9 protein-coding genes are annotated in these 12037 nt (G+C 42.5%); 6 read left to right on the plus strand and 3 right to left on the minus strand.

Translation table 11 applies throughout. The features are described from left to right. Nucleotides 1-83: 83 nt before the first annotated feature. Nucleotides 84-1550 (minus strand): PH domain-containing protein, encoded by a 1467-nt coding sequence (locus AC0VX1_RS02845; protein WP_475469789.1) that lies wholly within the window; start codon nt 1548-1550, stop codon nt 84-86. Next, nucleotides 1550-2044: a PH domain-containing protein gene (locus AC0VX1_RS02850; RefSeq protein WP_063577446.1), complete on the minus strand. Its 495-nt coding sequence runs from the start codon at nt 2042-2044 to the stop codon at nt 1550-1552. Before AC0VX1_RS02850 ends, AC0VX1_RS02845 begins: the two co-directional genes overlap by 1 nt. A gap of 304 nt (nt 2045-2348) precedes the next feature. Here AC0VX1_RS02850 and dacB point away from each other — a divergent pair, with 304 nt between their 5' ends. The 3 genes from dacB to bluB all read left to right on the plus strand — a co-directional run bounded on the left by dacB (nt 2349) and on the right by bluB (nt 5590). After that, the gene (gene dacB / locus AC0VX1_RS02855; RefSeq protein WP_475471690.1) at nt 2349-3770 is read left to right on the plus strand and encodes a D-alanyl-D-alanine carboxypeptidase/D-alanyl-D-alanine endopeptidase; all 1422 of its coding nucleotides are present in this window, start codon (nt 2349-2351) and stop codon (nt 3768-3770) included. Between the two features lie 481 nt (nt 3771-4251). After that, nucleotides 4252-4857: a uridine kinase family protein gene (locus AC0VX1_RS02860; RefSeq protein ID WP_475469791.1), complete on the plus strand. Its 606-nt coding sequence runs from the start codon at nt 4252-4254 to the stop codon at nt 4855-4857. Between the two features lie 91 nt (nt 4858-4948). Further along, a complete protein-coding gene (gene bluB / locus AC0VX1_RS02865) occupies nt 4949-5590 on the plus strand; it encodes a 5,6-dimethylbenzimidazole synthase (protein WP_063577443.1) in 642 nt (213 codons plus the stop codon). Nucleotides 5591-5709: 119 nt separating this feature from the next. On the opposite strand, the gene rpoN is transcribed toward bluB, so the two are convergent. Further along, nucleotides 5710-7068, minus strand: coding sequence for an RNA polymerase factor sigma-54 (gene rpoN / locus AC0VX1_RS02870; RefSeq protein ID WP_475469794.1), 1359 nt, complete (start codon nt 7066-7068; stop codon nt 5710-5712). Nucleotides 7069-7450: 382 nt separating this feature from the next. Here rpoN and AC0VX1_RS02875 point away from each other — a divergent pair, with 382 nt between their 5' ends. The 3 genes from AC0VX1_RS02875 (at nt 7451) to AC0VX1_RS02885 (ending at nt 11967) form a co-directional block, all read left to right on the plus strand. Then, nucleotides 7451-8776 carry an aminotransferase family protein gene (locus tag AC0VX1_RS02875; protein WP_048685056.1) on the plus strand — a complete coding sequence of 442 codons (1326 nt, stop codon included), beginning with the start codon at nt 7451-7453 and terminating at the stop codon, nt 8774-8776. A gap of 18 nt (nt 8777-8794) precedes the next feature. Beyond that, complete coding sequence (locus tag AC0VX1_RS02880) at nt 8795-10228, plus strand: aldehyde dehydrogenase family protein (protein ID WP_034306540.1); 1434 nt, start codon at nt 8795-8797, stop codon at nt 10226-10228. A gap of 218 nt (nt 10229-10446) precedes the next feature. Beyond that, nucleotides 10447-11967, plus strand: coding sequence for an aldehyde dehydrogenase family protein (locus AC0VX1_RS02885; RefSeq protein ID WP_475469796.1), 1521 nt, complete (start codon nt 10447-10449; stop codon nt 11965-11967). Nucleotides 11968-12037: the final 70 nt, after the last annotated feature.

Below are 12037 nucleotides of genomic sequence, written 5' to 3' on the forward strand. Positions count from 1 at the left end.
AAGTGCAAAGGTGGGAAGGGGGTGGAATATAGTGGATTAAAAAAGAGCTGACTGCCATTGTCAACTCTTTCATTCATTGAATACTATTCGAATTGGATATTTTTTGTCCTGTTCATATACCATGTGTAAAACTCGTCTGCATATTCAACGGATACATCTTGGAGCTTTGTATGGTGTACAGGCTTGGAGCGGTTGATCGTTTCAATTGTGGCAAGCCCGAAAAACTTTTGCAGCTTCGAACGTTCCACCTCAATTTGAATGACCTTGCTTCTTTTGGTAATGAATAGTGATGTTTCCAAACTTCCGGATTTGAACTGAATGAACTCATCATTTAACAAGTAACGGCTATTTTTGTAATCCATTATTCTCAATGTATAAATGAGGACGAGTAGAATCAGCGAGATATACCATAGGGAGGGTTTGAAATAATAAATCGCCAATGTTGTGAGAATCCAGAAAAAGCTAGGTCGCAGCATTCGGATTTTGAAGGCCTGTTTCGATAGTGACCTCATTGATCGTTCCACTTTGTAAGCGGGTAAAATCTCTTCTACCATCCCATATGCCCGTTCAATTGATAAAAAGGGATAGAGGGTGTTCGTTTCCAGCTCTTCATCACCGGTGCTTCCTGCACTGATCAGTTTCACTTCTGCCAACCCCAGCACTCTTTTAATGATTGATTGGGTGATTTCGACTGCTTGTACTTTTTCTTTCCGAATGGAAAAAGCGGATTCGTCCAGTACACCTTTCTTGATATATATGCGCTCGTGATCGGATGAAATTTCATATTTTCCATATTTAACGAATGTGGAAACGATTCCGAAGGCAACGGCGACACATATGAGGCCTGCAATAACGATGGTAATGATCCACCATGTATCCAATAACTTGGCAAGAAACCCTTCGGTGTTCTCCAAATCAATAAAATCATCGAGTGTATTATATAACGTAGCCAATATCGGGATAAGAGCCAGGAAACTGAGTGATGTAAAGGAAGCTTTCAGCACATCATGTTTGCTAGGAGTGAAATGGATCGTTTTTTCAATGGCTGGTTCCATATCCTCAGCAATTCGTTCTTCGGAAATATCAATAACCGGAAGTTCCTGTTTTGAGGCATATTCCCCCTCAAGCCGTTCGGCTTCTTTTCGGGAAATCATCTCGAAAGGTACGCTACCCTGATCACCAGTCATCCCCGTTTCGAATGTTAAAGAGGTCAATCTGAAAATCTTATGAAATAACGTCGTGCGTTGCTGGACATTCTGAACCTTATGAAGCGGGACAGTTCGATACGATTTCGAGACAAGCCCTGAAGTGATGTATAAGGTACCTTCTTTGATTTGGTATTTGTATGTATACCATCTAAGGATGACAGAAATGACTTTCCAAACCAAATAAACTAGAAAGCCGATTTGGAGTACCTTCATATACATCTTTTCAGAACCGAAATTCAGGACATAAAGCATGATTATGAAAAATACATTTCCTTTCAGCAATTTCCAAAATTCGAAAGGGATTTTGAAAGGGTGTAATCGTTTTGCGTGTTCTTCCATCATTAATCCACTTCCTTAATTTTTGCGAAATGGGCAATTTTATCTCGTAATTCATACGCCTCTTTCTCGGGGATGGCCGGTATGTCATGAGAGTCGCCCATTGTTCCGATGCTTAGGGAATAAAGGTTGTATTTTCGCAAAAACGGTCCTTGGTTCAATTTGACGGATTGAACCTTCGTCATCGGAATGAGTTCATGCGTTTCATTCCAGGCTCCACGTTTTGTTTGAATGAATTCTTCGTTCACGTCGTATCGCCAATACTTTTGCAAAAGTATCGGTTCAATGAAGATGGACCAGATAGCATGGAAAAAAGATAATACGATAAGTCCGTTTAAAATCCATCCAATCCATTCTTTCCAAGTGAAATAATCATCAACAAATAATAGGAGGCCAAGGACGGCGAGGATAATGAGATTGGTAATGGCTTCAGTTATCCGCCACACCTTCACTGATTCTTTGGATATTTTCTTCGTTGGTGGCTGTATCTTGGAATACATATATTCACTCCTTACTATGTCTTTATACTTATACGGATTATCTTGCAAAAAAGTTCCCTATTAAAGGTATATGTATAGAAACTATGCAGCCGCATACCGTGGAGTGGCGGGCGAATAATCCTGCAGTTTCCCGAGTATGTATAAATAAGGAGTTTTCTAGTGGATCTTTTCTTTTTATATGACCGAATAATGGACAAGATAGAAGTGGTTAGTTTCTAGAGTGGGAGTGATAGGTTTGACGTATAAAAGGAAGTTGAGTTTTATATTCTTCCTGTTTTTGATTTGTTTTTTTAATGGAGAATCGATGCAGGCTGCAAATGATGATGGAAACCTAGGGCAGGAAATTCAACGAACATTGGAGCAATCGCCAGGATTGGCTGGGGCGTTGACGGGAATTTCCATCCGTTCAGCTGAAACGGGGGAAATGATTTATGAACGGGGATCGCAAACGAGATTGCGGCCTGCTTCGAATCTTAAGCTTTTGACAGCAGCAGCCGCGCTTGAAACTTTAGGGGAAGATCATACTTTTCAAACGGAACTATACATAAAAGGAGTGCAGGTTGGCCATGTTCTGCAGGGGAATGTATACCTGAAGGGAAAAGGGGATCCCACATTATTGGAAAAGGATTTTGATGAGCTGGCAGCTTCACTGAAGCAAAGGCAAGTCAAGTTCGTTCACGGGGATCTTATAGGGGACGATTCTTGGTATGATGATGTTCGTTATTCTCAAGACTTAGTTTGGGGCGATGAACAGGAATATTACGGTGCAGCCGTTTCGGCTTTAACTGCTTCCCCGAATGAAGATTACGATACCGGTACCATCATCGTGGAGTTAGCTCCTGGGGAAAAGGCTGGAAAGAGGGCAACGGTAAAGCTGGAGCCTGAAACCGATTACGTGAAGGCCATCAACAAAACGAAAACTGTATCGGCAGATGCTAATAATAAGATTGAAATCGAACGGTCTCATGGCACACAAGTCATTACGGTGACCGGGACCATTCCGGAAGATGCCGGGGTGACCAAAGAGTGGGTCTCGGTGGAAGATCCCACAGAATATGCCTTGAGCCTATTTGAAAAATCAATGAAGAAATATGGAATTAAAGTGTTGGGAAAAAGGAAAAAAGGGAAAACGCCAGTAGGAGCGCATATGATTGCCACTCATCAGTCCATGAAGCTTTCACAGCTGCTTATTCCTTTCATGAAATTGAGCAATAACAGCCATGCCGAGGTTTTGGTGAAGGAAATGGGCAAAGAGGCAGATGGGGAGGGAAGCTGGAAGGATGGTTTGAAGGTTGCTCGAAATCAGCTGAAGAGTATGGGTCTCGATATGCAAACGATCATGATGCGTGATGGGTCTGGAATTTCCCAAGTCAATATGATTCCAGCGAATGAAATAACGAAGCTGCTGTATGCCATTCAGGAAAAATCGTGGTTTCCTGCTTACTTGAATGCTTTACCGATTGCAGGCAACGAAAATCGGATGGTGGGCGGTACTCTTAGAAAGAGGATGAAAGGGACACTTGCAGCCGGGAATGTCCGCGCGAAAACAGGGACAATTTCAGGTACGAGCTCCTTATCAGGTTATGTGACGACCAAAAGAGGGGAAAAAATCATATTTTCAATCATTTTGAATAATTTTGTAGAAGAAAAAGGCATTACGGCAATCCAGGATAAGATAGCCGTAATGCTCGCAGAACAGGAAAACCTATTGGGAAGCGGCCATTAGTATCCATGGAGGCTAAGTTGAAGTTCAGGATCTGCGAGAAAGAGGTCGGTATCAGCCAAATCATTTTCTTCGGCAAGTCCCCAATTGGCAGCATAATGCCGCTAAGCCGTTTTATTTGCTGATCTGATCAGGTTTCAATCGCAGATCCGAATGGCGTATTCAAATCGATGGTCATTATATGACATTGCATCAAGTCGGCATTCGAACATTCGAAGGCCTTTCTCCGATATATATGTCTATAACAAGAAGTTTTCAAGTCCATTACATGGAAAGTCTAGCCGTTTGATCGTAGACAGTTTCTCCATGAAGAGGAGGGAAAGGGGCCCTTTTCCTCCTCTGTTTCTTTAATCAGACATGAAGCTGGGGGCAAATTGGTTTTTATTCAATATCAGCACCTTCTTCTTATTTTTTTAAATTATCCCCCTCAAGGAAGGAGTTTAAGGGAGGATTAATAGAAATAAGTATATAGGGGGGAATGCTTATGAACTTTCCAACACTTAATGGACAGTATACGATCAGCAGTCTTATAGCTGAAATTCACGAAATTTCCAAAAAACGCTCACTCTATATATTGGCTATAGATGGCCGGGGTGGATCTGGAAAAAGTACACTCGCTGCCCGTATCCAAGCAGAATGTCCAGGTAGCGTGGCCGTTCATATGGATGATTTTTATTTGCCGTCATCGGAAAGGGCTCAACTGCCTCCATCCCAAAAGCCTATCGGGGCGGATTATGATTGGGAACGGGTTTGTAACCAAATCCTAAAACCGCTTACAAAGGGGAAGGAAGCAAGATATCAAAGGTATGATTGGGAAACGGACACTATGGCCGAATGGCATGAAGTTCCTGCTGGGGGCCTTGTGATTATAGAAGGAACGTATTCCATCCGTAAAGAATTGGCAGGGTACCATGATTTCACGATTTGGGTGGAATGTCCCCGTGATCAGCGTTTGAAACGTGGCCTTGAGCGGGATGGTGAAGATGCGCGTCAAATGTGGGAGGATAATTGGATGGTTCATGAAGATCTCTATGTGGGTGTGCAAAGGCCTCAAGAAAGAGCGGATCTTGTTGTGGACGGAATGAGCTGAGCCAGCGGATATTTTAATTGTAAGGGTTTACCTATAAAATATATTGTATGTTTAGATAAATTTCCGGGGAGCCGGAAACAGGGGGGAAACTATGTTTACTAATGAAGAACAAGCTGCCGTATATAAAGCCATTTATAACCGTAGGGATATCAGGAGTTTTTTGCCAAAGCCCATTTCAAAGGATATACTCCGCAGAATTTTGGATGCTGCACATCATGCGCCGTCTGTAGGATTCATGCAGCCTTGGAGTTTCATCGTGATTTCGTCTCAGGAAACCAAGAACAGTTTGGCATGGGCAGCGGATAAAGAAAGAAGGGCCCTAGCCATTCATTATGAAGGAGGTAAAGAAAATAAGTTTCTTAGTTTGAAAGTGGAAGGGTTAAAAGAAGCACCGTATACAATTTGTGTTACATGCGACCCGACACGGGGGGGCTCCCATGTTTTAGGGAGGAACTCCATTCCGGAAACCGATATCCTATCCACTGCCTGCGCCATTCAAAATATGTGGCTGGCTGCCTATGCGGAAGGATTGGCAATGGGATGGGTAAGCTTTTATAAGAAAAATGATATTCGTGATATTTTGGAGATTCCGCCGCATATAGAACCTGTTGCACTCCTGTCGATTGGCTATACGGATCAATATCCGGATAAACCCATTCTTGAACTTGCTAATTGGGAAAAAAGAAGGCTGATGGATGAACTTATTTTCGAGGATAAATGGGGGAATAAATAAACCGATATATTATGATTCCAAAACTGTTTATTAAGCCCCTGGTTCAGGGGTGGAAAATATAGAAGACTCTTACAATAGATTCTCATTTGTAAGAGTCTTCTTAAAAATTCGGTTTGATTTTAAAATCTGCGCCGTTTTGAAGATCCCGGTATACCGAGGTCTTCACGGTATTTTGCAATAGTGCGGCGGGAAATCTTCGTCCCTTCATTTTCGAATATTTGACAAAGTTTCTGATCTGAAAAAGGCTTTATTTTATCTTCATCGGCAATCAGGACCTTTATTTTTTCTTTGATGGTGGCCGTTGATTCGGTTGATGGGCTGTTCACGCGGTGTAACCCTCTAGTAAAGAAGTTCCTTAGTTTAAAGAGGCCATGCGGCGTCTGGATATATTTATTGCTCGTCGCCCTGCTGATCGTTGATTCATGAAGCTGAAGTTTTTCCGAAATATCCTTCAGTGTCATAGGTTTTAATCCTGTAATTCCCTTCATGAAAAACTCATGCTGCTCCTCCACGATTGACGCGGTCACTTTGTAAAGCGTCATTTGCCTTTGTTCGAGCCCTTTTAACAGTAATTGGGCATCATTTATGTGCCCTTTTATATAATCTTTAGCTGGATTAACGGAATTGATGGCGACGTGGTTCTTGTAGTAAGGATTGATGGAAAGTTTAGGTGTACAGCTATCGTTGACCGTTATCAGAAAACCTTCTTTATCTTTTTCCACGTAAACGTCCGGAACGATGTAATGAGTCATATCATCGGAAAAGTGACTGACAGGACGCGGGTTTAACGTACGGATGAAATCCGAGGCCTCTTGTACTTCCTGAACGGTCACTTGGTGAAGGGCGGCAATTTTCCTGTAGCGTTTTTCTGCTAAATCTTCTAAGTGCTTTTTAACGATCTTATACGCCAATTCATTGTGATTCTCATGCTCACGCAGCTGAATGAGTAAACAATCGGCCAGATCTTTAGCACCGACTCCAATAGGGTCAAGGGATTGCAATATTTGAATCATATTTTCGATTTCTTCCACGGGTACGGAAAAATGCGAAGCAGTCCAATGGACATCCAATTCTAGAAATCCATAATCATTTAAGTTTCCAATCAAAAATTGGAGAATCTTCTTTTCAAATGCATTCAATGAACTTAGTAAACTCAATTGTTCCAGTAAATGCCTTTCAAGTGTTTCTGTGCTGACTGAATGATTGTTGATAGGGTTGTAATCATTGTCTCCGTTGAAACCTTTACTTTTAGAGGAAGAACTGCGTATCTGAGAATTTATTTTATTTGTACGAATACTGTGCGATGAGGGGGGTTCTTTAAAGCTAATTTCGAGAACGGGATTTTCGTAAGCCTGTCGGTTCAGGAAATCTATCAGTTCATGGGTGGAATATTGAAGGATATTGATCGATTGCTGTAATTCAGGGGTTAATGACAACTTCAAGGTTTGTTTTTGATACAGTTCAAATCCTACCTGCATATATATCAACTTCTTTCATTTAGATTAACATAGCGGCTCAAAAGGAATGAAAAAATATTAACATGATAATAATACAAATCTTCCGAAAATTCAACATTGTGTGTCAGGTTTTGTAACATCAATTAGAAATAAAGAGGGGGATTCGAAAAAATGCTTGTCATTCAGTAGTTAATCAAATAAATGTGAGTTGATTGATTCGAATGTGAATCAAATGATTTATATGTGAATCAACACATGCTCCTATTGATTTATATATGAATCGTTTTAACTTGAATACCTTTAATATCAGGCCCATATAATTTGGCATGCATCTTGCTACATCTATAAATATAAAAATAAACTAGCTTGAAAAAATCCATTACATGAGAAGGGTGTTTTTTACATGATTAAAGAGACTACGAGTATTCAGGAATTAATCGATTTGGATAAAAAGCATTTTATTCATCCGACCACGGCAATCGAACAGCAGCAGGCAGATGGTCCAAGTTTCATCTTTAAGGAAGGGAAGGGAATATATCTTACGGATGTCACGGGCAGGACTGTCATTGATGGCATGGCTTCACTTTGGAATGTGAATATTGGACATGGACAAGAAGAGATGGCTGAAGTCGCGAAGGAACAAATGGCCAAATTAGCTTTCACCTCAAGTTTCGCCACTTTCAGCAATGAGCCGGCAATCCGTTTGGCGGCCAAAATCGCATCCATCGCGCCTGGGGATTTGAATGCAGTTTTCTTCACTTCAGGTGGATCGGAGTCGAATGATACGGCGATCAAACTTGCTCGTCATTACTGGCTTTTGAAAGGGCAGCCTAATCGTCAAAAAATAATTTCCCGCTCGAAATCCTATCATGGAGTGGCAATGGGAGCTACAAGTGCGACTGGCCTGAAGCCGTTCAGGGATTTCACGAATTCAATCGCACCTGATTTTTATCATGTGGACGGTTCCTCCATTGAGGAGTTGCGTAAGGTCATAGAACAGGAAGGACCGGAAACGATTGCGGCATTTATCGCTGAACCGATTCAAGGGGCCGGTGGCGTGAACCTTCCTCCTGAAGGCTATTTTAAGGAAGTAAGGGAAATTTGTGATGAATACGGCATTTTGATGGTGACGGATGAAGTCATTACAGGTTTCGGAAGAACAGGGACTTATTTTGGGATTGAACACTTTGGTGTTGTGCCTGATATGATGTGCTTTGCAAAAGGTGTGACGAGCGGATATGCACAGTTAGGCGGGGTCGTCCTGAATGATAAGATGCATCAGGATTTCATTGCCCTTTCAAAAGGTACGCTTTTACACGGCTACACATACAGTGGCCATCCGATGGCATGTGCGGTTGCTTTGAAAAATATTGAAATAATTGAACGTGAAAACCTTATAGAAAACTCGAAACAGCGTGGTGAAGAGTTGCTTGCCGGCTTTAAGAAGCTCCAAAGCAAACATCCGATTGTTGGTGATGTGAGGGCACTTGGACTAATTGGGGGCATCTCCATCGTAAAGGACAAACAAACAGGTGAAGGCTTTGAGACACAGCTTGCTCCAAGACTTGTTGCTGAAGCTGCGAAGAATGGTTTGATTTGCCGTTCAGTTACGTTTGATCAAGATACACTCGTATTCGCACCGCCTTTAATCATTACTAAAGCAGAAGTCGAAAGAATGATTGAAATCCTTGATGAGACATTTACTGCAGTCGAAAAAGAAATTTTATAAGAGGTGAAAGTGATGGTCATGACGGAAACGCTGAAAAAGAAATTATACATTAATGGTAAATGGCAAGAAGCTGAAAAGTTCACGACACTAAAGTCCCCTTATAGCGGGGAGGTCCTAGCGGAGATTCCCTCGGCAAGCCTTGAAGATGTCGAGTTGGCCATAGAATCAGCCTATCAAGCTAGAAAAACGATGGCAGCTTTACCTAGTCATAAACGCGCTGCCATACTTGAAAAGCTTGCGAGCCTTTTGGAAAGCCGCAAAGATGAGGCAGCTGAAATTATTGCAAAAGAGGCAGCGAAACCGATTAAAACGGCAATGGTTGAAGTATCCCGGACGATTGCCACATATAAATTTGCAGCAGAGGAAGCAAAAAGGATTCATGGAGAAACATTGACGATGGATGCCACAGCTGACGGAGAAGGAAGGATAGGATACACGGTCCGTGAGCCTCTAGGCGTTGTGGGTGCGATTACGCCATTTAATTTTCCGATGAACCTGGTTGCCCATAAAGTGGGCCCGGCCATTGCTGCCGGAAATACACTCGTCCTGAAACCTGCGAGCCAAACACCGCTATCTTCACTATTTCTTGCTGAATTATTGGCCGAAACGGATTTGCCGGCAGGTGCGTTTAATTTAGTTACTGGAAGCGGTTCGGTAATCGGTGATAAATTAGTCACCGATTCACGGGTGAAGAGCATCTCATTTACAGGAAGTCCGGCTGTAGGAATCGGGATCCGTAATAAGGCCGGGTTAAAGAAAGTGAGTCTTGAACTAGGTTCGAATGCGGCTGTCATCGTGGATAAAGGGATCGATATTGATAAAATCATCCAACGCTGTGTATCGGCAGCATTCGCTTTTCAAGGGCAGGTCTGCATTTCCTTACAGCGCGCTTATGTTCATGAAGAGGTGTATGATGAGTTCGTCAAAAAATTCACGGAAGCAACGAATGGCTTGAAACTGGGAGATTCTTTGGACCCGTCTGTGGATATTTCAGCATTGATCAGCGCCGGGGATGTACAGAGAAGCCTGGATTGGATCGGTGAAGCTAAACAACACGGGGCGATAGTTGCAGCAGGAGGTAAATCTGAAGGTAATATCCTGCATCCCACTGTGTTGCTGGAAGTGGATGCCATGCTTAAGGTATCTTGCCAGGAGGTCTTCGCTCCAATAGTTTTGATCAATAAGGTTTCTTCCGTGGAGGAAGCGATTGACTTTGTCAATGATTCCGAATTCGGATTGCAGGCCGGGATTTACACAGAAAATATCAATCTAGCTCTTTCTGCCGCAGAAAAATTGGAAGTCGGCGGTGTCATTATTAATGATATCCCAACTTACCGTGTTGACAACATGCCATATGGCGGAGTCAAAAAAAGCGGGACTGGGCGCGAAGGATTGAAATATGCCATTGAAGAAATGACGGAAATGAAATTGGTCATTATTAATCGGAATTAATCAGAAGAGAGGTGAGCAGCTGCTCATCTCTTTTTTTCTGTGAAAATTGGAAGAAGTTTTGCCTATGGGTTATGCAAAAATGAATAGGTAATTCACGACTGAATTTAAATATGACAGGAAAGGGCAAAAAAACGTGAGTTACCTAAAATTTCAAACTGGCATGAATCTTGCTCATATTTATATATAGGTAGATAACTTAAAACAGAGGAGGAAATTACATGCAGGAAACTTTGCAAAATAATACGAAAAAAGAAGGAACGGGAGCATTGGACTTAAAGATGTTCATCAATGGGGAATGGGTGAATTCGACTTCGGGTGAGAAGAGGGATGTATTGAATCCGGCCACGGGGGAAGTTATTGCCAAAGCAGCGGAAGGAACACAGGAAGATGTGGATGCAGCGGTCGAGGCAGCAAAATATGCTTTCTATGAAGGTGGTTGGTGGGGAACTCCTGCCGTCGAAAGAGCTCGCATTTTATTCAAAATAGCCGACAAAATAGAAGAAAAAGCTGAAGAACTAGCTGCGTTGGAAACATTGGATAATGGGAAACCATTGCGTGAGGCTCGTTTTGATATAGCTGATTCGGCAGCATGTTTTAGATATTATGCAGGATTGGCCACAAAACCGACAGGTCAGACTTTTGAAGTTCCTGACGGCCAGCAAGCGATGGTCGTAAGGGAACCGATCGGTGTATGCGGGCAGATCGTTCCTTGGAATTTCCCACTAATGATGTCAGCCTGGAAACTTGCTCCGGCGCTTGCTGCAGGAAATTCCGTTGTGTTCAAACCATCTGAGGTCACTCCGGTGACGGCGGTCAAACTATTTGAAATCATGGATGAGGTAGGATTGCCAAAAGGTGTCGCGAATCTTGTGTTAGGAGCGGGGCCAGTTGTCGGACAAGCCATTGCAGAGCATGAGGAAATCGATAAAGTAGCCTTTACAGGAGGTACGGCAACAGGACGTAAGATCATGGAGGCTTCGCTGGGTAACCTAAAGAAAGTCACATTGGAGCTCGGCGGCAAATCGCCTAATATCGTATTTGCGGATTCTGACTTTGAGACTGCAGTTGATTATGCTCTATACGGGATTTTCTGTAATCAAGGACAAGTGTGCTCAGCAGGCTCCCGTTTACTATTGGAAGAGTCCATTTACGATCAGTTCATTGCAAGTCTTACTGCGAAGGCGAAAAAAATCAAAGTAGGTTCAGGTTCTGATGAAAACAGCCAGATGGGACCTATCGTTTCAGAAGCCCATATGAACAAAATATTATCATATATCCAAATCGGAAAAGAAGAAGGTGCCAAATTAATCGTCGGTGGAAATCGAATTAAAGAAGAAGGCATGGATAAAGGTTACTTTGTCGAACCTACTATTTTTGTTGATACGACACCGGATATGCGGATTGTGCAGGAAGAAATTTTTGGACCGGTGCTTGTCGTTCAAAAGTTCAAGGATGAAGCGGAAGCTCTTCGACTTGCCAATGATACGAAATATGGTTTAGCGGGAGCGGTGTTCACGAATGATATCTCAAAAGCGTACCGTGTCATTAAAAAAGTGCGTGCCGGCATCACGTGGATAAACTCATATCATCCGACTTATAACGAAGCTCCTTGGGGAGGGTTCAAGCAAAGTGGAAATGGACGCGAACTGGGAACTTTCGGTTACGAAGCTTACACTGAAGTGAAGCAAATCAATAATAACTTGGATATCCAGCCAACAGGCTGGTTTGATGGAGAGTAAATAGCTTGACGAAAAAAGGCTGTTCCTTGGGGAACAGCCTTTTTTCTATGGAATCGGAGATATAATCCGA

The sequence above is a fragment of the Peribacillus sp. QJM3NY_7 genome, from assembly GCF_056173225.1.

Bases quoted from the DNA above. Each gene is read 5' to 3' on its own strand.
- dacB (WP_475471690.1), top strand. From the start codon at position 2,349: ATGCAGGCTGCAAATGATGATGGAAACCTAGGGCAGGAAATTCAACGA.
- AC0VX1_RS02880 (WP_034306540.1), top strand. From the start codon at position 8,795: ATGACGGAAACGCTGAAAAAGAAATTATACATTAATGGTAAATGGCAA.
- AC0VX1_RS02850 (WP_063577446.1), bottom strand. From the start codon at position 2,044: ATGTATTCCAAGATACAGCCACCAACGAAGAAAATATCCAAAGAATCA.
- AC0VX1_RS02875 (WP_048685056.1), top strand. From the start codon at position 7,451: ATGATTAAAGAGACTACGAGTATTCAGGAATTAATCGATTTGGATAAA.
- AC0VX1_RS02860 (WP_475469791.1), top strand. From the start codon at position 4,252: ATGAACTTTCCAACACTTAATGGACAGTATACGATCAGCAGTCTTATA.
- AC0VX1_RS02845 (WP_475469789.1), bottom strand. From the start codon at position 1,550: ATGATGGAAGAACACGCAAAACGATTACACCCTTTCAAAATCCCTTTC.
- bluB (WP_063577443.1), top strand. From the start codon at position 4,949: ATGTTTACTAATGAAGAACAAGCTGCCGTATATAAAGCCATTTATAAC.
- AC0VX1_RS02885 (WP_475469796.1), top strand. From the start codon at position 10,447: ATGCAGGAAACTTTGCAAAATAATACGAAAAAAGAAGGAACGGGAGCA.
- rpoN (WP_475469794.1), bottom strand. From the start codon at position 7,068: ATGCAGGTAGGATTTGAACTGTATCAAAAACAAACCTTGAAGTTGTCA.